At 40.0% G+C, this 21,637-nt stretch carries 20 protein-coding genes; 4 read left to right on the forward strand and 16 right to left on the reverse strand.

Annotation, left to right across the window (positions count from 1 at the left end; all coding sequences use genetic code 11):
• Positions 1 to 22: 22 nt before the first annotated feature.
• The 8 genes from HRJ06_RS07580 to HRJ06_RS07615 all read right to left on the reverse strand — a co-directional run bounded on the left by HRJ06_RS07580 (position 23) and on the right by HRJ06_RS07615 (position 10,161).
• Positions 23 to 1,978, reverse strand: coding sequence for a TRAP transporter permease (locus tag HRJ06_RS07580; RefSeq protein ID WP_174731322.1), 1,956 nt, complete (start codon positions 1,976 to 1,978; stop codon positions 23 to 25).
• Between the two features lie 33 nt (positions 1,979 to 2,011).
• Positions 2,012 to 2,800, reverse strand: coding sequence for an SDR family oxidoreductase (locus HRJ06_RS07585; protein ID WP_174731325.1), 789 nt, complete (start codon positions 2,798 to 2,800; stop codon positions 2,012 to 2,014).
• Positions 2,800 to 3,948, reverse strand: a complete 1,149-nt coding sequence (locus HRJ06_RS07590; RefSeq protein WP_174731328.1) for an acyl-CoA dehydrogenase family protein — start codon at positions 3,946 to 3,948, stop codon at positions 2,800 to 2,802. Before HRJ06_RS07590 ends, HRJ06_RS07585 begins: the two co-directional genes overlap by 1 nt.
• Positions 3,949 to 4,274: 326 nt before the next feature.
• On the reverse strand, positions 4,275 to 5,189 hold the full coding sequence (locus tag HRJ06_RS07595) for a ketopantoate reductase family protein (protein ID WP_174731331.1): 915 nt from the start codon (positions 5,187 to 5,189) through the stop codon (positions 4,275 to 4,277).
• A gap of 29 nt (positions 5,190 to 5,218) precedes the next feature.
• Positions 5,219 to 6,916, reverse strand: coding sequence for a sigma-54 interaction domain-containing protein (locus tag HRJ06_RS07600; protein ID WP_174731333.1), 1,698 nt, complete (start codon positions 6,914 to 6,916; stop codon positions 5,219 to 5,221).
• A 65-nt stretch (positions 6,917 to 6,981) separates the two neighbouring features.
• Positions 6,982 to 8,379 carry an MFS transporter gene (locus tag HRJ06_RS07605; RefSeq protein ID WP_174731338.1) on the reverse strand — a complete coding sequence of 466 codons (1,398 nt, stop codon included), beginning with the start codon at positions 8,377 to 8,379 and terminating at the stop codon, positions 6,982 to 6,984.
• A gap of 142 nt (positions 8,380 to 8,521) precedes the next feature.
• Positions 8,522 to 8,836: a DUF3870 domain-containing protein gene (locus tag HRJ06_RS07610; protein ID WP_174731341.1), complete on the reverse strand. Its 315-nt coding sequence runs from the start codon at positions 8,834 to 8,836 to the stop codon at positions 8,522 to 8,524.
• 107 nt (positions 8,837 to 8,943) lie between these two features.
• A complete protein-coding gene (locus HRJ06_RS07615; RefSeq protein WP_174731344.1) occupies positions 8,944 to 10,161 on the reverse strand; it encodes an acyl-CoA dehydrogenase family protein in 1,218 nt (405 codons plus the stop codon).
• A gap of 459 nt (positions 10,162 to 10,620) precedes the next feature.
• Here HRJ06_RS07615 and HRJ06_RS07620 point away from each other — a divergent pair, with 459 nt between their 5' ends.
• Entirely contained in the window at positions 10,621 to 10,995 is a 375-nt protein-coding gene (locus tag HRJ06_RS07620) for a nucleotide excision repair endonuclease (RefSeq protein WP_174731346.1), read from the forward strand.
• A gap of 329 nt (positions 10,996 to 11,324) precedes the next feature.
• On the forward strand, positions 11,325 to 12,335 hold the full coding sequence (locus HRJ06_RS07625) for a DUF3231 family protein (protein WP_174731349.1): 1,011 nt from the start codon (positions 11,325 to 11,327) through the stop codon (positions 12,333 to 12,335).
• 98 nt (positions 12,336 to 12,433) lie between these two features.
• On the opposite strand, the gene HRJ06_RS07630 is transcribed toward HRJ06_RS07625, so the two are convergent.
• The 4 genes from HRJ06_RS07630 to HRJ06_RS07645 form a co-directional block, all read right to left on the reverse strand.
• Positions 12,434 to 13,033 carry a response regulator transcription factor gene (locus tag HRJ06_RS07630; protein WP_174731352.1) on the reverse strand — a complete coding sequence of 200 codons (600 nt, stop codon included), beginning with the start codon at positions 13,031 to 13,033 and terminating at the stop codon, positions 12,434 to 12,436.
• A gap of 15 nt (positions 13,034 to 13,048) precedes the next feature.
• Positions 13,049 to 14,170, reverse strand: coding sequence for a sensor histidine kinase (locus HRJ06_RS07635; RefSeq protein WP_174731355.1), 1,122 nt, complete (start codon positions 14,168 to 14,170; stop codon positions 13,049 to 13,051).
• Positions 14,171 to 14,332: 162 nt separating this feature from the next.
• A complete protein-coding gene (gene desA, locus HRJ06_RS07640) occupies positions 14,333 to 15,367 on the reverse strand; it encodes a Delta(5) desaturase DesA (RefSeq protein WP_174731358.1) in 1,035 nt (344 codons plus the stop codon).
• Positions 15,368 to 15,697: 330 nt separating this feature from the next.
• Positions 15,698 to 15,838: a hypothetical protein gene (locus tag HRJ06_RS07645; RefSeq protein WP_174731361.1), complete on the reverse strand. Its 141-nt coding sequence runs from the start codon at positions 15,836 to 15,838 to the stop codon at positions 15,698 to 15,700.
• A gap of 171 nt (positions 15,839 to 16,009) precedes the next feature.
• Between HRJ06_RS07645 and HRJ06_RS07650 the strand changes: the two genes are divergently transcribed.
• Both HRJ06_RS07650 and HRJ06_RS07655 read left to right on the forward strand, forming a co-directional pair.
• Positions 16,010 to 17,329: a TrkH family potassium uptake protein gene (locus HRJ06_RS07650; RefSeq protein ID WP_174731363.1), complete on the forward strand. Its 1,320-nt coding sequence runs from the start codon at positions 16,010 to 16,012 to the stop codon at positions 17,327 to 17,329.
• 726 nt (positions 17,330 to 18,055) lie between these two features.
• On the forward strand, positions 18,056 to 18,280 hold the full coding sequence (locus HRJ06_RS07655; protein WP_242035160.1) for a hypothetical protein: 225 nt from the start codon (positions 18,056 to 18,058) through the stop codon (positions 18,278 to 18,280).
• Positions 18,281 to 18,418: 138 nt separating this feature from the next.
• Here the strand turns inward: HRJ06_RS07655 and HRJ06_RS07660 are convergent, their stop codons facing one another.
• From HRJ06_RS07660 to HRJ06_RS07675, 4 genes are read right to left on the reverse strand one after another with little or no spacing between them, the layout of a single operon-like run.
• Positions 18,419 to 19,633, reverse strand: coding sequence for a hypothetical protein (locus tag HRJ06_RS07660; protein WP_174731366.1), 1,215 nt, complete (start codon positions 19,631 to 19,633; stop codon positions 18,419 to 18,421).
• A gap of 12 nt (positions 19,634 to 19,645) precedes the next feature.
• On the reverse strand, positions 19,646 to 20,479 hold the full coding sequence (locus HRJ06_RS07665; RefSeq protein ID WP_174731369.1) for a hypothetical protein: 834 nt from the start codon (positions 20,477 to 20,479) through the stop codon (positions 19,646 to 19,648).
• The gene (locus HRJ06_RS07670; RefSeq protein WP_174731372.1) at positions 20,476 to 21,165 is read right to left on the reverse strand and encodes an ATP-binding cassette domain-containing protein; all 690 of its coding nucleotides are present in this window, start codon (positions 21,163 to 21,165) and stop codon (positions 20,476 to 20,478) included. Before HRJ06_RS07670 ends, HRJ06_RS07665 begins: the two co-directional genes overlap by 4 nt.
• A gap of 2 nt (positions 21,166 to 21,167) precedes the next feature.
• The gene (locus tag HRJ06_RS07675) at positions 21,168 to 21,548 is read right to left on the reverse strand and encodes a GntR family transcriptional regulator (RefSeq protein ID WP_174731375.1); all 381 of its coding nucleotides are present in this window, start codon (positions 21,546 to 21,548) and stop codon (positions 21,168 to 21,170) included.
• Between the last annotated feature and the right edge of the window lie 89 nt (positions 21,549 to 21,637).

The following is a 21,637-nucleotide window of genomic DNA, read 5'->3' on the forward strand; positions in this document are numbered from 1 at the left end:
ATCCACCTCTCCAATCTTTCTATTAAACATTCAAATGTTTTGGTGCCTCGGTCAAAACAGACCGCTTTTGCCAGACATAAACCAGCACGAATACTGCAAGTCCAATTAAATCTGTCATGAATCCGGGAATGACAAGCACAAAGGCTGCTGCAAAGAGCAAAATCCTCTGGACAGGATTTAAACCAATGATTAAGTAATTTTCAACAGCTGCTGAGAATAAGAAACAGCTAACTAACGCGCTCGCAACTGCTAGCGTAACTTGAAGTGTATTCCCATTTTGCAGCAGTAATTCAGGGTTGTACACAAAGATAAATGGGATTAAGAATCCGCCTGCCCCGATCCGCATAGCATAAAACGCAGTGGCATTTGGATTTGACCCTGCAATTCCAGCCGTTGTGTAGGCTGTTATTGCCACTGGAGGTGTCAGACCGGATAATACACCAAAATAAAACACAAACATATGAGCGGCAATCAAGTTAACACCTGCATCAACAAGAGCTGGAACACCAAGGACTGCTAAAATGACGTAAGCCGAAACAGTCGGCATTCCCATCCCAAGTATGATGGAAGCAAGCGCAATCAAAATTAACAGCAGGAACAATTGTCCGCCTGCCAGGTCGATGACGAACCTTGAGAAATTCAATCCTAGTCCAGTCAGTGAGACTGCACCGACAATGATGCCAGCTGTCGCACAAGCAGCAATGACGGAAAGAGATCCGCGAATTCCACTTTCCAGCGCTGCCAAAATATCCAAGAAGTTCATTCTGGTCGCCTTCCTGATCCAACTAATCGCGACTGTTAACAGGATGCCATAAAATCCTGCTTTCATCGGGCTGTATCCATAAATCATAAGCGCGATGATCGCGAAGATCGGCAGGAAAAGATAGCCTTCTCTTAACAGGATCTTAACCGGATCAGGCAGCTTTTCTTTTGGGATTCCAGAAAGCTTTAGCCGCTTTGCATGGAAATAGACAATAAAGCCTGCAATTAAGAAATAGATGACTGCCGGAATAAGGGCATACAAAGCTAGCTTTATATACGGCACACCCGTTGCTTCTGCCATAATGAATACAGATGCTCCCATAATAGGCGGCATGATCTGCCCGCCTTGAGAGGCAACCGCTTCCACAGCAGCTGAAAACTTTTTCGAATACCCAAGTTTCTTCATCAGTGGGATCGTAAATGACCCCGTAATAGCAGCATTTGCAGCACCGTTCCCGGTAATCGTTGAAACAAGACCGCTCGCCCCAACTGCAGACAGAGCAGGGCCTCCAGTTTTGTTTCCAAGAGCTCCGAATGCAAAATTTGTGAAAAACTGACCTCCGCCAGATTTCATCAAAAATGAGCCAAAGATAACAAACAGGACCAGTATCGTCGAACTCACGTAAATCGGAGAACTAAAGATTCCAAGCGTACTATTAAACATTTGGTCGATCATCTTGCCATACCTTGCACCTGGATGGGCAAGGATTCCTGGAAAATACTGACCAAAGAAAATATAGACGAGGAAGAACAGGCCAATCAGCATCATGAAGAATCCATTTGTTCTCCTAGTTGCTTCAAGGATCAAACCAAGCAGGAGTGTGCCAAAAATCATGTCATTATTGCTGACATTCCCTTGCCGGCTTTGAATTTCTTCGGCGCCAGCCATTATATAGGCACCGACCACCATCGTGAGAATTAGAAACAAAACATCGATGGCTCCAAATTTATTTCCTTTCTTAAACGGAAACAGCAGAAAGATCAATAACAAGGCCCATACGACATGAATACTTCTTTGCTCCCATGATGGCAGTGTTCCAAAACCTGCTGTATACACATGAAAAATCGACATCCCAATTGCCAAAAGCGTAACAATTAACATATAGACTCTTGTTTTATTCCAGCCTTCTTTCCTGGAATGCCAAAGTTCTTCGATAAAGGCAGGTTTTTCTTTTACCGTTGTGTCAATCTTCCCCGCAGACTGTTCTTCAGCCATTTTTATCCCTCCCTTAACGTAATGCGTCAGGCGCTAAAGCGTACTGCCGCCATCTACGGATAGCACTTGTCCTGTTACAAAATCACTGGCAGGGCTGGCGAAGAAAAGGGCTGCTCCCTTTAAGGCCTGATCATCTCCAATTCTTCCGAGAGGGTTGTGGTTTTTAATCTCCTCCCCTTTATCAGCCAGCACATGTTTTGTCATTGTGGTTGGAAAGAAACCCGGGGCAATTGCATTAACATAAATGTTATGCTGCGCCCATTTTCTTGCGAGATCCCTTGTAAAGTGATGAACAGCTGCTTTACTAGTGCTGTAGCCAATCGCATTCAGTACCTCAGGAGGTTCTGCCTTTACACCAGCTGCAGACCCGATGTTGATAATCTTACCGGACCTTTGTGCAATCATCTGCTTTCCCACTTCTTTTGTAACCAGAAAGGTTCCCGTCAGATTGACGTTCAGTACTTTTTGCCAGCCATCAAGCGGCATGTCCTCAACAGACGCTCCCCAAGTTGCTCCACTGTTATTTACCAGGATATCGATTTGTCCAAAATCACTAATGACTTTTTCGACTGTATCCTTTACATCCTCTTCGTTCTGGATATTGCATGCGTAGCCTTTTGCTTTTATGCCGAAAGTATTTTCCAGATACCGAGCCGTTTCTTCGCACTGTTCAAGCTTTCGGGAGCAAACAGCAATATGACAGCCTGAGGAGGCGTAAATTTCGGCAATTTGGCGGCCAAGCCCTCTTCCTCCGCCAGTAATAAATGCGACTTTGTTATCAATGTTAAACAAGTCAGCCTGGCTTTTTATTTCTTCATTCATCAATTTTCCTCCAAAATTCTTCTGGCAATAATTAACCGCTGAATTTCATTTGTCCCTTCGTAAATCTTGGTAATTCTTGCATCCCGATAGAAGCGTTCGACAGGATAGTCGGATACATAACCCATTCCGCCATGGATTTGAACAGCTTTATCAGCAACTCGATTGAATACTTCTGAAGCAAATAACTTAGCCATTGAAGCTTCCTTAATCACCTTTGTTCCTTCATCGATCATATAAGCTGCCTTTAAAGTAAGAGCTCTGGCTGCTTCGGTTTCTGTTGCCATGTCAGCAAGCATCCACTGGATTGCCTGGTTGCTGGCAATCGGCTTACCGAACTGGATTCTTTCCTTAGCATAGGATGCGGATAGTTCAATAAGCTTGTCGCAAGATCCGACAGACCGTGCTGCCAATCCTACCCGTCCTTCTCCTAGAATTTTCAACGCTGACATATAACCCATTCCAACTTCACCGATGACGTTTTCTTCTGGCACAACACAATCTTCAAAAATCAGCTGAGCTGTATATGAACCTCTTAAGCCCATTTTTTTGTCTTTTTTACCAATCGTAAAGCCAGGGAAATCCTTCTCAACAAGGAATGCGGTAATGCCTCCCTTTGCCCCCTTGTCCTTGTCTGTCAAGGCAAACACGGTAAACACATCAGCAACCGGTGCATTGGTGATGAAGTGCTTTGTGCCATTAAGGATCCAATTGCTGCCGCTTTTCTCGGCTCTTGTTGCTAGATTGGTAGCATCTGAACCTGCTCCTGGTTCAGATAGGGCGAAGGCAGCAATCTTTCTGCCAGCTGCCATATCCGGCAAGTATTTTTGTTTTAAATGGTCTGACGCAAGCTTTACTAGACCAGTACTTCCGATTCCAGTATGGGCGCTAATCAAACTGACAAAGCCGTTATGAGTCCGTCCGAGCTGCTCAAGCACTACCGCTTTTCCGACTGCATTTAACCCAATACCTCCATACTCTTCTGGAATACTGATTCCAAATAAGCCTAACTCCTTTGCCTGTTCGACAAGATGCTGAGGAATTTGGTCTTCATCTTCGATTTGCTGTGCGAAAGGTTCAACTTCTTTCTCGACAAAGTTTTTAACCATTTGTTTCATCTGTTCAATTTCTTGTGGAAGTGTAGCTTGCATATGTATAGCCTCCTTGATTGTTTTCATTTTTACAGTTGCAAGAATCGTGCCAAAAGTAAAACGCTTTCACGACACTATTCTGAACTTGTTAAAATTTTAGAAGATTCATATTTGAATCGACAAATATATACATTTCGACATTGAATATAGGTTAATTCATGATTCTTTTTTGAATCGATCGATTCATTTTTGAATCAATTGATTTTTGTAGGACTATTTCTAGAGAATAAGCATGGATATTTGCTATAGAGGTATGGTTTTATTGGAAATGAAGAAAAAAAAAACCACTAGTTTTCAATTTAATGACAACTAGTGGTGGAAATGGTTTATTTTCGTTGTTGTTCTTCTGCGAATTTTAAAAGTCCATGAATTGTGTTGGTTAGGGGAACTTGGACATTTGTTTTTTCTGCTTTTCGGATAAGATAGCCGGTTAATGCATCTGTTTCTAATTTTTTCCCATTTTTAAGATCCTGGAGCATTGATGTCTGATGGTCTTTTGCCCTTTCTGACGTGATAAATAGGTTTTCCAAGAACTCTTGCGGAAAGGAATAGCCCAGTTTATTTGCAACTGCCAACACTTCATTCCCAATTCCTTCTGCTAATTTACGTAAATGCGGGCTACCCAGCATATCTCCTACACTAGCATTTGCGACCGCTGAAAGAGGATTAAAGGTAACATTCCATATGTACTTCTTCCATTTGTTCCTTAGGATATCTGATACTGTTTTAGCTGGGATATTTGCTTGTTCAAAAACTTGAGTAAAGAGCTGGCTTTTGCTTTCTGAATCACTGCCAAGCCCACCTATTACTAGTTGATAAAAGCCATTCTGTCTGAAAATCCCAGGTGAAACGGACTTGGCCTGCACATAGGTGGCGGCAGAGAATACCCGCTCCTCACCAAACACCGACACTAGTACTTCTTCATTACTAACCCCATTTTGTAAAGTTAAAATAAAGGTGTCTGGACCGCACGCAGCATTTATCTGCTGTGCTGCCTCCTCCGTATCCCCCGATTTCACACAAAAAAGCACCAATTCAGCATTCGATAATTCCTTTACATCATCTGTAAAATGTTCACTAACAACGATCAACTCTTCATCCTTATATACATGCAGCCCATTCTCCGTCATTTTTTCAAGGCTGCTTCCCCTGGCTATAAAAGTAACTTCGTGACCAGCTGAACTTAGCAGACTTCCAAAAAAAGCTCCCACAGCACCTGTGCCCATAATTCCGATTTTCATAGTACCTCCTAGCGGCATAACCTGCCAGTTTAATTATTTTCATCTGTTGTTTTAAATTTTAAATTGTACTTTTTCAGCTTTCTTACAATGGTTGGCTGGCTTGTATCAAGAGCAACAGCCAGATCATAAGTGTTGGTACAGTTTTGCATAGCAAGTGATAGGAGCTTTTCTTCCGCCAGCTCTGCAGCTTCCTTTAAGGTCATTAGCTGATTGACTTTGACATCTGCCACTTCCGACTGTTTATATTCGGCTGGTAAATGGCTAATATGCAAGGTATCCTCCTCAGTCACAAGCACCATTCTTTCTATCAAGTTACCAAGTTCACGAATATTACCCGGCCAGCTATAGCGGTAAAAGAGCTCATTGAGAGCAGGAGAAACCTTTTTACGTTTTTGATATTTTGTATTTAAAGCCTCTAGAAAATAATCGACCATCGGCAGAATATCGTCTTTTCTTTCAGCAAGTGGCGGGATTGACATCGGGACTACATTAAGGCGGTAAAATAAATCCTCACGAAAGGTTCCTTCCATTACCATGTCCTTTAAATTCCGGTTTGTTGCTGCAATGATACGAACATCTAATTTCACCGGTTTTATGCCACCTACTCGCTGAACCTCTCTCTCTTGGAGAACTCTCAGCAGCTTTACCTGAAGCTGTAAGGGAAGCTCGCCCACTTCATCAAGAAACAGAATGCCTTTATGGGCAAGCTCGAACATTCCAGGCTTCCCTTTGGTATGAGCACCTGAGAAAGCGCCACCTTCATATCCAAATAATTCAGACTCAAGCAAATCAGGAGGAATCGCACCACAATTAATCTTGATAAATTCTCCCGCACGGCTCCGTTCGCTAGTTTCATAGATAAACCGTGCAAGAACATCTTTTCCTGTTCCGGTTTCACCAAGGATCAATACGGTTGCATCCACATTAGCAATCCTAGCAGCCGTTTCGTAAATCATTTTCATTTGATCGCTTCGAATCACGACACCTTTTGGCTGATACACTTTCCCTTTAAGTCTCTCAATTTCTTTTTTATAGCTATTGTTTAATTTAGTAGCTTTAGTAAGCGCAGTTTGGAGTTCATTTAACTCAGACAAGTCACGGATATTTGTTACAATACTTTCAATTTCCTCCGCTTCATTAAAAACCGGGTTACCTGTTAATAATGTTTCACGTCCCGCATAGTTCGTCTGGACCAATGAAACACTGCGTTTTTTTTCAAGAACTCGATGGGTCACCGAACTTTTTAAAATACCTCTTTTAATTAAGTCGTCAACCTTTTTCCCAATATAATATTCCTTAGGAATTCCAGTTAGTCTTTCTATCGCTGAATTCGTTTTGATCGTTACGCCATCTTTATCTGTTATATAGATGCCATCGTAAGAATTCTCGATGATGGCATCCAGTTTTCTGTTGGTCCGCCTGGCATCTGCCAGCTCTTCTACTAACGAAGTTAATTCTGAAGAAAACGTTCCTATATAGACAATATCGGTAGAATCCTGAAGCTTGCTCTTAATAAAAATACAGTCGGTATCTCCGCAGACTGCATATATTAGTGTACCGCCCCTCAACTCTTCCCAACTATCAAATATCTCATTTATATTCTTTTGGATAATGTTCGTTTTTTTAGGCAGGCACTGAAGAAATACTTCGTTGCTGTAACGGATGCAATCATCGGATGAAGCAATAAAAAAAGGAAATGGGAGTTTATCGATTAGGACTGCTTCCATGTTCTCACCTCGGCAATTGTATAGTTATATAGTTATTATACACGGAAAAATTACTTTCTCCTTATTCACTTATACAGATGCGGTATTTTCAGGGGACTAATTTCTCTGCTAAGAGAATAAAAAACTCCCCCTGCAGTCACTGCTGCAAAACTTAGAAACAGGTAGGCCTGGCTATACTCAGTCCCGATTCCATTCCAAAAGGGATTAATAGCATTTATTGAGGAAAAGCGAGCCAGTATAATTCCGGATACGGTAACCCCCATCGCTCCACCTATATATTGAAACAGCTGAAGTGTCCCAATACCAGTGTTAACTTGTTCGGTTGGCAGCACTTCAGATAGTCGGTTAGGAATCCCTGTAGTGATACAGACGAACCCAGAACCGGCAATGATAAAGGCCACCAAAACAATGAATATTGACTGAAAGCCCAGTGAAGAAAATATCATTGCAGCTGTAAACATGCAGCCAATCCCTGCAAGGATAAGTTTTTCCGCCCCATATTTATCAACAGCCCTTCCTACAAGAACCGAAGCTAGCGAAGAGAAAATCGCTGCAGGGAACAGGATCAGGCCTAATTTCGCTGGACTTGTAACTGAATGGATCTTAACTAGGAGGAGGGGGGTCACAAACATCATGGAAAAATTAATAAAGAAGATCATGAATCCGATTGCGATTAAGTGAGCCACCCGTCTGTTTTTTAAAATCTCTGGTTTTAAAAATGGATGCCTCTTCCTGCCGAGATGCTTCCAGAACAACCATATTAAAGGCAGTCCTATCAAAAACATAAGCTTTCCGGTTGATAGAAGAAGCAGGATTGAAAATAAACTGCCCATCATCAACAGCAATCCTGTAATATCAAACTTCACAAAGGACCTTTCCTCTTTCGGGAGGATCCGACGATAAATCGGGATGGTAATCATTGATATCATGGAAATAGCAAAGAGTTTTTCCCAGCCAAGATACTGGGTAATTACTCCTCCCAATAAAGGCCCAAGCCCGAACCCCAGAGTAATGGCCGCTCCGATTCTTGCCATAGCTGCACCACGCCGATAGAACGGAATATACCTCGAAGTAATGATCACCCCAAGAGCCGATATGCTAGAAGCACCAGCCGCCTGGATCACCCGTCCCGCGACAAGGAAATAGAAATCATTTGAAAGGAAACCTACTAGAGAACCCGCACCAAGACAGAGCATTCCAAAGGTCAGTAGCCCCCTGACAGATATTGAATTTGACAGCTTGCTATAAAGTATCGCACCAATTGCAAACACAGCAGAATAACTGCTGACAATCAGAGATGACGATGAAGGTTCCAGGTTAAATCGATCAGCAATTGTCGGGAGCGCTACATTAAACATCGATGTATTAATGACGGTTACAAGTGTATTTAAAAAAATGGCACTATAAAGTATGTATTCATGTTTGATCAAAAGGACTTCATCCTTATGATTTTGTATTTCCAAAAGAATCTCCTCCCTGTTTTTTTGGACGGTACAGTCAGAGAAAATTCAGCGAACTAATATAAGAGAAAACCCAGCAGGACCAGCAAGATTTGCTGCCAAGTCACTGCTGGATCTTTAACTGCAATTGCTTATTAAAGTTCTGCTACTGGTTTTTTACTTGTTGAAACTGATAATGCAAATCTGCTAATGCTGCAACAATGGCATTGGTCGCCTTGCCATAGTAGTTTTGTTTTACCGCTTCAGACAAGTCGTCTATTCCATGAAGAATACTATGTCCTCGTAATAGCCTTCCTATATAATCTCGGCCATGCTCGGTGGCAAGTGTACAAGACGCTTCTAGTATAACCCCATACTTTCTTTCAAGCTCTACAGTAATTGTTAGCGTTTCATATACATTTTGCGCAGCCATACCAGCAGGCAGCCGGGCGTGCCCAGCAATAAACATCGTATGTGACATATTTTCCACCTCTGCGAATTGTTCTTTACCTATAATCAATTCGCTTTGGCAATATAGTAATCCTGCAAATCATTTTATTTAGTCAGAGGCTCTGAGGAATTTCGTGATTAGCTTTTGACACTTTCCTTATGATTTTCAAACGGCCAGCTTGGAAGCGGGTTAGAAAGAGCTTTGTCTGCGCGATAATCCAAAAGGTATTCAGCTTGCATAACCGTATGAATTTCCCTTGTTCCTTCATATATAACTGGAGCCTTGGAGTTCCTAAGAAATCTTTCAACCGGATATTCATTTGAGAATCCATATGCCCCGTGAATCTGAACAGCATCATTCGAAGCTTCATTTGCAAAGTCGCAGGCTTGCCATTTGGCCAACGAAGTTTCACGAGTATTGCGTTTCCCGTCATTTTTCAAGCAGCCTGCTTTGAATACAAGCAGCCTGGACATTTGATAGCCTGCTTCCATTTTAGCAAGCATTTGCTGAACAAGCTGATGCTTACCGATTTCTTTGCCAAATGTTTTTCGTTCATGGCAATATTTAACACTTTCTTCAATACAAGCCTTAATTTGTCCACACGCGCCTGCTGCTACTGTAAATCTTCCGTTGTCTAGTGCGCTCATGGCAATTTTGAAGCCTTCTCCTTCTTTGCCGAGCAGGTTTTCTTTCGGAACACGGACATTGTCAAAGAACAGTTCCCCTGTGTTTCCTGCCCGTATGCCCAATTTACCTTTTATAGCTCTGGAAGAAAACCCAGGCATTGTTCGTTCAATGATAAAAGCTGATATACCATGGTGCTTCTTTGCTTTGTCTGTGTAAGCGAATACAAGGAAATGATCGGCAAAATCACACAGTGAAATCCATGTTTTTTGGCCATTTAAAATATAATGATCCCCATCAAGCACAGCAGTGGTATTCAAGGATGCAACATCTGAACCAGCATTTGGTTCGGTTAACCCAAAAGCACCAACCTTTTCACCCTTAGCCTGTGGGATTAGGTATTTTTGTTTTTGCTGTTCATTTCCCCATTGAAGGATTGTCAGACTGTTTAAACCTGTATGAACCGAAACCGCCGTACGGAAAGCAGTATCGCCTCTTTCCAACTCTTCGCACACAATTGCAAGTGTATTATAATCCATACCGCTTCCACCGTATTCTTCCGGAACACAAACTCCCATTAAACCCAGCTCAGCAAGCCTTTTCAATATAGATGGTTCGAAATGACCTTTTTCATCCCACTCGCGAATATTTGGGTTAATTTCCTTATCTACAAAATCTCTGACCATTTTCTGAACCGACACCTGTTCATCTGATAAATTAAAATTCAACATTTTCTAATCTCCTCCTGTGTTTGCAAATAATCTGTTTTTAGCTAAAAAAATAAAAGCCAGCTGCATAGGTATGCAACTGGCTCTTGCCTGGGTTTCCCTTTCGGTACCAGACTAGACAGTAATGTAAAAAACATTTATTAATAGTGAGTAAAGGAAACAAGCGTTCCGCTGATCATAAGAGGGCTACCTCTTTAGAAGCTCAAGCTGTTTGAAATTATTATAACTTCCTTCAAAAAAAATTGCAATCTGTTTATTTGAAAATTTTCAATATTCTCTTATAAAATCTCTTTTTTAAAACTAGCGTAACTATATGGCTTGTACTTTTCAGGATAAATCCCACAGAATTAGTATACTCTGATACTATACCCGTTGTTTTAGGCATAAAGGTAAGGTATAATTTGGCTTTCTGACAATCGTGTGATAGGATTTATGAATCAACATATAGGAAGTGAACAATTAATGATTAAGATTGAAATTCCAGCACCTGATGTGGTACTTACAAAAAAGAAACAACTTGGAGAAGCCGTTGAAGCACCATTAAGCAGCGAATTTGGTTTTACAGACTACCATCGAATTCCAAGAGATAAAGGCGGTATCATCATGATGTTTAATGCTGATGATGAACTGCTGTTTGTCGGCAAAGCCCGGAAGCTACGCCCACGTGTAAAAAAGCACTTTGAAGACACAGTTTCGCCTATCAAGGCTCATCGCGATGAGGTTTACAAGATTGCTGTATTTACTGTCGAAGAGGCTGCGGATCGTGAAATATACGAAACCTACATTATCAACACACTTAAAGCAAAATATAATGTTGATAAAGTGTTCTATAAGTAAATTTGAGGTACAGTAAAAGAGCTGGGAGATAATTTCTCCCAGCTCTTTTATTTGGCTTTATTATCTTTATACCTCAATTCAAGGGATCCTCCTTCATGTGGAGTGAATCTGTCTATCTGAAATAAAGTCCTTTCCATGTACATTTCCTTCAATTCCCTCTACGAAATCACCGCCTGCCTAGCTATTATCCAATGCTCCTCACACACATCCTTTTATAAAATTTCTGGAAAAGTTATACTTCTCTCATTTATTCTGGAATATTTTTTGTGAATCTCTTCAAACTAATTGGAGGTCTAGTATTAAGTACATATATTTTGGGAGGTACATTTATGAAGGATATTAGCCATAATACTGGCTTAACTTCGTCTGAAATTGCAAATCTTTGGTCTCAATATATTAATGACAGTATGTCGGTATGTATTTTAAAGTATTATTTAAAATCGGTAGAGGATAAGGATATACGCTCGATTCTCAAGATTGCCCTAAGGCTGTCTCTAACACATGTTGATAAAATAAAAGGCTTTCTTGATAAAGAAAACTACCCAGTCCCAAAAGGATTTACTAAAGAAGATGTAGATTTGGCAGCTCCACGCTTATTTTCAGATACGTTTATGATTGTCTACATGCACATTATGACCATTCACGGCCTTTCAGGCTATGCAGGGGCTGTCAGCACCTCCACAAGGCATGACCAGATTAAGTATTTCACAAACTGCAGCGCTCAGGCCATGGGATTATACAGCCGGATATTAAATTTAATGCTAGAAAAGGGTATAGCCAGCAGGCCTCCCAATATAAATCCACCCAGCCAGATTGATTATGTTGAAAAGCAAAGCTTTCTAACTGGCTGGTTCGGAACGCGAAGGCCCCTAAATGCTGTAGAATCAAGCGGGATCTTTTTCAACATGCAAAAGAACGCGGCAAAAATAGTATTAGAATTAGGTTTTAGCCAAGTCGCGAGATCAAAGGTTATTAGGGATTATTTAAAAAGAGGTGCAAATATTTGCGACCAGCATTTTGATTTTTTCAGATCGATATTAGCAGAAAGTCATTTACCGCCTCCAAAAAAATGGGATGCTGAGGTTACCAACTCAACTGTTCCTCCCTTTTCAGATAAGTTAATGCTATTTCATATTGCAACCTTGATTTCAACTGCCATCGGGTATTATGGTGCCGCTTTTTCTTTATCACAACGCCGTGATTTAGCGGGAAAATATTCACTTCTAATAGTAGATATCACAAAATACGCAGAGGACGGGGTAAATATTTTGATAGATAATGGATGGCTAGAACAGCCTCCTACTTTTGATGACCGAGATAGTCTGATGAACAAAAATTGATCAACCGTCTGTTACACAGGTCGGCCGACGTGAACCTGGAAAGTTTATTCATTCAAATCCATAGAAAAACCTGCATCCAAAAATGCAGGTTTTATCTTCTATTTAAACCAGCCCTTTTCCTTTGATTGGGTAATGGCTTCAATTCGGTTTTTAACTTCTAGCTTATCTAAAATGGCTGAGATATAATTTCTGACTGTACCCGTTTTTATGCTTAGCTCATCAGCAATTTCATTAGTGTTTTTCCCGCCGGCAATCAATTCAAGGACTGCCTTCTCCCTGTCAGTTAACGGATTTTCTTCGCTATAGACATTATCCATTAGTTCAGGTGCATAAACTCGCCTGCCCGCCATAACGCTGCGGATGGAATCAGATAGCTCTTCGCTCGGGCTATCCTTCAGTAAATAGCCGCTTACACCTGCTTTTAAGGCACGCTGAAAATAGCCTGAGCGGGCAAATGTGGTTAAGATAATCACTTTACAACCTTTCCCCTTAAGCTCTTCAGCGGCTTCCAGCCCAGTCTTACCAGGCATTTCTATATCCATAATGCAAACATCTGGTTTAAGCTTCTCGACAAGCTGGGTCGCTTCCTCCCCATTGCTTGCCTTGCCAACAACTTCCATATCATCTTCGAGATTAAGTAACGAACCTAAAGCCCCCAATAACATTCGCTGGTCTTCAGCAATGACAATCCTTATCATTACTCTTGCTCCCCCTTATCCTATCTGTTTCACATCATTTGGTACTTTGATAACCAATTTTGAACCATCCCCGCCAGTAACCTCAAGGCTGCCATTCACAAACTCTAGTCTTTCTCTCATTCCAATTAATCCATGGCCATTTGCAGAGGATTGGTCGTTCACATCGCCAGTTCCATTGTCACTGACAGTTATAATGACTTCGTCCCTCGTTTGTGCTATCGATACGAGGCATTCTGTCGCCTTGCTATGTTTTACTACATTAGTCACAGACTCTTTTAGACACATGCTCAAAATATTTTCAGTTAATAAGGAGACATTTGTTAATGTCGGTTCCGTTTCTAACTTAAAATCGATTTCAGCAGCACTTAATAGCTGTTTTATGTGAGTTAGCTCATCTCTCAAGCGTATCCCGCGCATTTCAGAAACCATCTGTCTTACTTCATTCAGAGCGGTTCTTGCCGTCTGCTGTACATCTCTTAACTCGTTTCTAGCTTTTTCAGGGTCTTTGTAAACTAATTTTCTCGCCAGATCGCTTTTTAAACCGATTAGAGACAGCTTTTGCCCAAGTGTATCATGCAAATCGCGAGCTATTCGCTGCCGTTCCTCCAATTTTACCAAATCGGATATCCGCTTGTTTGCATCCTCGAGTTTCTCCTCTAGGTGTCCAAGCTCTTTTTTATTGCGAATGGTAAATGGTAGTAAAATGATACTTACCCAGATAATAATGACAAACGGAAGCTGTCTCAGGAACAGTTCATCTTTCATCACTATGTTAAAGTTAATGGCACCCGAAGTGCTTATCAGATGAATAAAATAAAGGACTAGAAAGGCAATTCGATCTTTTATATTTCCAATTAAGAAGGCTAGAAAAAAAGCAAAATAAACGTAACTGTAAAAACCCGTGGCTGCAATCGACATAATGATAAGAAGGCAGGTCCAAAGATAGACTGGCCATCCCTTAGATACAAATGCAAACCAGTAGATAAAAAAGAAAGATAGCGTTAGTAAGATTCCAACAACCATTTCAGCTGTCGTTGATAGTTGTGAGATAAAGTAAAACGGCAATATCGCTAATACTGCCCATATATAAGGAGATATCCCGGTGCTTTTTAATAAATTTACATACTTGTTTAACATTTAAAAAACCTCATTTATAATAAGAAACTGGGTTTATTTGTATTTTACCATAATACCTTGTCTATTGCCTTAAGGCTTATAGCTTTTATAAAACAAGCTCCCCTTTTGCAGATCAACTCAAAAAGTTGTGATCTTGCACCAAGGGGAGCTTTAAATCGTATTTTACAGCTCAGGCTTCGTCTGAACGGACATATTTTTTTGTTTAATAATCCCTTTTATGTCACCAAAACTAACAAAGTTTTTACGTTCTTCATCCCATAATCGGAAACGAAGAGACTCTAAGCTTGTTTTAAGTGTAATGGTTGGCACGTTTTGTAAAGGTGTTGTACTTTTATGAACTTCTTCAAGCTTGTAGTTCGGTACTCTTGGGCTCAAGTGATGAACATGGTGAAAACCAATGTTCCCAGTCAACCATTGTAGGAGTTTTGGAAGTTTGTAAAACGAGCTTCCTTCCACTGCAGCTTTTACATATTCCCAATTCTCATCTTCTTCAAAGTAGGCATCTTCAAAGGTATGTTGTACATAAAAAAGCCAAATGCCAACAGAACCAGAGATGAAAAAGATGGTCCCCTGAACAATCAGGAAATTCTGCCATCCAATTAGCCAAGAAAAGAAGACAACCAAACTTGCGAGGGAAACATTTACGATATAAGTGTTAAGACGTTCATTCCATTTAGCGCCTTTTCTGTTAAAACGGTTGGTAATCACAAAAATGTAAATTGGTCCTATGCCGAACATCACTAACGGATTCCGGTAAAGCCGGTAGCCGATTTTTGTCCAAATAGAAGCAGCTAAATATTCATCGACTGTCATCATCCAGATATCGCCAGTACCCCGTTTATCAAGGTTAGAGCTTGTAGCATGATGAACAGAGTGTTCATGCGCCCATTGATTATAAGGGAACAAAGTCAAGATTCCAGCAATGGTGCCCACTATTTTATTAGCTTTACGGTTTTTAAAGAAAGAGTGGTGGCAGCAATCATGAAAAATAATAAAGATTCGCACTAAAAAGCCTGCTGCAGGCACTGCGAAAACAAGTGTCAGCAAATAAGAAACTGAAAGACTTTGGTAGGCCAGGATCCATAGTACCACAAAAGGTACAACTGTATTAACTATCTGCCATATACTTGCCATTAAATCGGATTTTTCGAAGGGAGCAACTAGCTTCCTTAGCGTCCTTGCATTTTGGTTGGTCATTTTTTCAAATTCCCCTTCCTTTCATTCAATATCTAAAGTATATAGAAAGCAAATATCACTGTGTAGTAGCACCTGTCATGTCCAAACCATGATAAATGTCATGTATGAGGAAAAACAGCCGAAATTAATTTTACAGGTATATTTTTAGACAGGTTAATTGTAAAACAATAGTATGCAATGTATCTGGAGCAAAGATTTAGAAAGACAGCATAAAGTCAACTTTTTTCGGTCAGTATACACACAAGCTAATTTTATTGTGTCCGAGTAACTTTTACCAAATATTTTCTGACCATAAAAAAGCTTGAATCCCTGTTGGATCCAAGCCCTTCATTAAAAAAACGTCTTAATCACTTCATCTTCTTTTCCGCATTCTGTACAGCGGTATTCGATTTCTAAGGCGTCTTCCCGGGCATTGTGGACCGTTTTCTTTTTACAGTTTTTACAGAATTTTGTTTTCCATACCTCTTTCATCCCTATCCCTCCATATTGAGTACTAGCTTAATCCTAAAAAGTACTATCCCTGATAACTGCCTCCATTGTTAATCGATTTGGAAAAAATATCTTGACGATATCTTCAGCACCTGATTATATATTCTTAACCATTAATACTTATAAAATCAGGTTTACAAAGGGGCTACCTACATGTATCTCAAATCGGTAAAAATGAGTCCGCCGCAGCTCTTAATTTTAACTTTTATTATCTCAATAGCTGTAGGTACTGTTATTTTAAAATTGCCTTTTTCTACGACTGGAGGGATATCCTGGGTGGATGCTTTCTTCACCTCCACTTCTGCTATGACTGTTACAGGGTTAGCAGTAATAGACACAGGAAAATCCTTCACCTTGTTTGGAGAAGTTGCAATTATGATTCTTATCCAGCTTGGCGGGTTGGGTATTATGTCTTTTGCCGTTTTAATTTATATCATGCTGGGCAGGAAAATCGGCTTTAAAGGCCGGATGATTTTGCAGCAAGCCTTGAATCAGACCTCTATTGGGGGAGTCATCAGGCTGGTTAAAACCTTACTCTTCTATTCAATTATTATTGAATTTATTGCCTTTCTTATGCTATGTCTGCGTTGGATTCCAGAATTTGGCTGGAAAACAGGGTCATACTATAGTCTTTTCCATTCCATATCTGCATTCAATAACGCTGGATTTGCTTTGTGGCCCGATGGATTAAGCAGGTACGTTGGGGATCCAGTCGTGAACCTGGTGATTACCTTGTTATTTATCATTGGCGGATTAGGTTTCACGGTTTTGACAGATCTTTGGTACAAAAAGGAGTTTAGGCAGTTAACCCTTCATTCAAAAATGATGATTGTTGGAACGCTAATTATAAATGTTGTCGCAATGCTGACCATTTTCGGATTAGAATTCAATAATCCCAATACATTAGGAAGCTTAACGGCCAATGAACAGTTTTGGGCTTCTTATTTTCAAGCAGTAACAACTAGAACAGCAGGGTTCAATACCGTTGATATTGGCGGGCTCGAAAACTCAACTGTACTATTTATGGTGTTTCTTATGTTTATTGGAGCTGGAAGTGCCTCTACAGGCGGAGGGATTAAATTAACAACATTCATGATTATCTTCTTAGCTGTATTTTCATTTATTAAAGGTAAAAAGGATATTGTAATCTTTAAAAAGTCTTTGGCTTCCTTCTTTATTCTTAAAGCTTTAGCCATCTTTATGATTTCAGTTTTATTTGTGTTTCTTGCTCTTTTTATCATTAACATTACTGAGGAACTCCCCTTCCTGGAACTCCTGTTTGAAGTCGTTTCTGCATTTGGAACAGTTGGGTTGTCAATGGGGATCACCGCGGACTTATCAGCCGTTGGTAAAATTGTCATTATATTTATCATGTTTCTAGGCAAACTGGGTCCGTTAACTCTCGCTTTTTCGCTCGCAAAGCCTGAAAAAACCAATGTTAAATATCCGAGCGAAGATGTCTTGACCGGCTGACAAGCTAACTTCATATTGGTGATACACATTGATGCCGCCTTTACATAAGGCTGTCAGACTGTAGACAAACTCGATGAAAATCGTGTTTGTTTACAGTCTTTTTTTGGTTCGTGGTGGAATGGGGCTGTTGATTTCCGTTCCAGGCGCTTCGCTTTCCGCGGGGCCGGCGCTGAGCCTCCTCGCCGCCATTGGCGTCTGCTGCGGGGTCTCACCTGTCCAGCTGATCCCGCAGGACATTGATTGGGCATCCTCGAATTTGCCCACGCACGAAGGAAATGCGATAGCACAAGGAAGGCATCCGTGAATTCACATCACACGAAATTATGCGATAGCATAATGAGGAATTTCGAGGAGTCTACGCGCCTTCCACTCCAATCAACAGGGCTTCTAAACTTAAGGTAGAACTATACCAAAGTCTATTTTAAAATAGAATCATATAACTCTTGAGATGATGAAGATGCTTTCGAAAAATAATCCAATCCAACGAGATCAATTAGAGGATGGTCGCTTTAGATCAACTTGTTCCTCAATAACATCTAGTCCGCAAAATATTCCAAAAAGGGGTTCGGAATGAGAACATTCCAAAGACCCTTTTGTCGACAAACTGGCCACCTTTACATAAGCGGTTTTTTATTTTAATCTTTTTTTATTCACCCAAGATATGGATAGAACCTATAATTCTGGGAATGCTATCATTAAAATTAGTCCTTCTAGGAGGTTTTGTTCATGATGGATTTATCAAATAACATGGAATTTGAAATGAAAAACGGATTTTTGCCTAACCTGAGCAATTCGGAGCGGTTAAAGATTTTAGAAGTAAAAGAAGGCATAGCCGTCATCCAGATGGATAAATCTCATTCCCGAGGTGTATTCCCAACCGAAAGCTTGCAATATTGGATTAGAAGAGGTGCACTAAGGCTCATTGATGAGCATCAGCAGAAGTCCTCTTAATAAGCAAAGTGCAAGTCCGTAAGCTAAGCATAAACTGAAGCAGCTCGACAAAATAAATGAAAACAAGCCGCCCATAGCGAAACGCGGGCGGCTTTCCTTTGTAAGATCTTAAAATTCAAACATTCCTTGCCTAAGATTCTATTTCACAAACATTTCATGCAAATATAACTCGAAATGATGCTTTTCTTCCGATGAACCTTTTAAAGCTATTTGACCTTTAAAAAGGGTTTTTGTTGTTTTCAAGTCTGCAACAATCACACCTGCATCAATGGTTGAACTCATTTGCGCGGAAGCAAGATACAGTTTACCGTCTTTTACGGTTGTCATTTGACCATGCACAATATCCTTCTCACCTGATAGTTGGATACTAAATGCTTGACCAACTTGATCTTTTTCTAAACTATAAGGAGTTACAACGAGCTCCTGTCCAGCTAAGATCATGAAATAAATGGTAGAGCCATCATAGAAGCTAAGTTGGTTATTATCTAATTGCAAGTCTGGTATATTAATTTCTTCTTTTTCTTTCGTTTGTAAATTGACGGAAATGATTTCTTCATTGATCACTTCTTCTCTGATAGATTCCGTATCTTCAATCACTTTTACTTCCCTTTTTATGAGCACAAGGTGTTCATTTGCTTTTGTGGGGTTTGTTCTCATTATTTGTACGTTAAAACTGGTATCGCCTTGCCCTTGTGGATCTTGAACAATAGGTTCATGGTTGCTAATTGTCTGATTCGAAATATCTATTGTATAGATATGTGTTTCATTATTGAAGTCATTTTTCATGATGTTTTGGGTGATAAGAATCATTTCATTATCAAACAGCTGTATATCTTCCACAAAAATATGATCCAGTTCTCCACTGTTTGGAACTTTCACCGTGAAGGAGTTTATATGATCATCCTCTTTGTTTAACACAGATAAATCAAACGTAAAGTCCCTCGTTCTTAACGACCCCATTTTATAATTAACATCTGCATAAGCCAGAAAATCATTGTTCTCAAAATACAAGTTGACCCATGACTGCTTGCCTCGCATGAAGGTACGATATTCTTCCCGAAATTCTTTGATCATAGTAGGAGGCTGCCCTGTTACCTGATCTAGAAAGGAACGGCTATTGTATGTAGATCCGTCAGCGGTGATTTTCAAATTCGTACTCACATAATTCATAGAGGAAGTATCTGTATAGGATCCCTCCAACACTAATGAATTTATCTCTTTTGCATCACCACTCTGTGTTTGGATAACAAACTCCGGATGTTGTTCCGCTGATGTAGCAGAATTCACATAGAAAGTTCCAATTGTTAGCACAATTAAAACGATGATTGCAGTAGATTTCCAGTATTTTCTCATTTTATTCACTCCTTATACGGTGATCTTATTCTTTAATAAAAATCCACTTAGCCAAACCGATAGAGCGAGTACAATTAACCCCATTACGATTTCAAGTATCAACAATTCAATCGGGTAGAAAAAGCCGTTTAATACAAACTCGTGTAAAAAAACTGGTGAAATCAAAACAACTGCCGCGACGGCACTATAAATAAGGCCAGCAAAAATTCCTTTCCACCTGTAACTTCTTTCCATTAAAATTGCGGTAAATAAAATCGAGACAACCAACATTCCAGCTCCATAATAGAGGATAAGCTCAACAATACTGGTTGGAATAATGATACCTAATTCAGGCATGCTTGATACAATTTCATTCACACCCATATCCCTTCTGAATTCATTAGGTACCATAACTTTCATAACCAACATCTCGATCGGTATGATAATAAGTTGAAATGCAACAAGACCAAATGTCATAATCAGGATATTGGTAATCTTTGAATAAAAGATATTCAATCTTGTTGTTGGGAGCATTAATAGCCGATAAATAAATGTATTTTTTCCAATCCAATCACGATACCAAATAAGAAAGATATAAAAGCCAACCCCAGCAATACAAAATGCGATTGGTCCCATAAACCATACACTTCTTGCGATCTGTAAGAAACTCATTTGACCAAAAATTTCCAGAAACTGAGCCTTCGACATCATCTCATCATAGATTTTTTCATTGGCCATGCTTAAATAACTTCTTGATTGCACAATAACTCCTACAATCTGCGCAACAAAGGTGATCCCTAACAAGGCTGAAAATAGTATCGCAATACGGTTAAATTCAAAGTTAACTAGCTTCAGATAATTTTTCATCTTTTATACACCTCTCTCATCACATCGATGACAGACTTCCCTTCGTTTTCACGTGCTTCTTCTGCACTAAATTCTTTTGTAACGATTCCATCGTCTAGAAGGACAACCTTATCGATTAAATGTTCAATATCTCCTACTTCATGTGTCGTAATGATGACGCCGCGATTCTCAATCAAATGACTTGTGAACACATTTGCTATTTCCTCTCGACTGAACATGTCAATTCCCGAGAACGGCTCATCCATCAAAACATAATCCACATCAAGTGCTAAGCCAAGTAACAGATTAACCTTTGCCGTATTCCCTTTTGATAAGGAAGCAATTCGGTCACTAAGATTTAATCTAAAAAACTCTAGTAATTCGGTTGCACGTTCCTGATTCCAACAAGTATAAAAGTCATTCATAAACTCCATCGCCTCTGCTATTGTCATTTGTGGAAGCATCGTAATGACATCAGGAATAAAAGTGATTTTTTCGAATGTAGTTTTATCTAACCGTTTTCCATCTATTAAAATCTGTCCTTTATTAATTGGGGTCAGGGCCATAATTGCATTTAAAATTGTTGTCTTGCCAACCCCATTTATTCCAATTAAACAAGTGATTTCACCCTTGTTCGCCGTAAAAGATACGCCTTTTAATATTTTCTTGCGTCCGAATTTCTTTTCGACTGCTTTTACTTCTATCATGTTTAAGCCTCCTTATCATCGTTAGCTGTGTACTTTACCCTAACCAAGTCAAGCAGCTCCTCGACTGGCACGTTAATCGAACGAATCGAAGTTACAAACATATCAACTGCTTCAATAATCAACTCTTCTCTCACTTTACCTAGCGTCTTTGTATCTGTGGTAATTTTGCTCGGATGATTCCGTTCTGTATAGATCAAACCCTGTTCCTCCATTTCTTTATACGCTCGTTGTGCAGTATTAGGATTAATTTTCATCCTGTTTGCTAACTCACGTCTCGATGGGATTTCCTCTCCAGGCTCCAATTCACCAATTGCGATTTTTTCCTTGAAATAACGAACAATCTGCAAATAGACCGGGTCACGATTATTAAAGTTTACATTCATCGAAACAACTCCTATACGACCTTTTAAGTAATACATCACTTAAGTGTGTGTATTAAATAGTTCATACACTATGGGTGTATTATATGATT

The organism is Mesobacillus harenae, from assembly GCF_013343715.1.
Taxonomy (GTDB): domain Bacteria; phylum Bacillota; class Bacilli; order Bacillales; family Cytobacillaceae; genus Mesobacillus_A; species Mesobacillus_A harenae.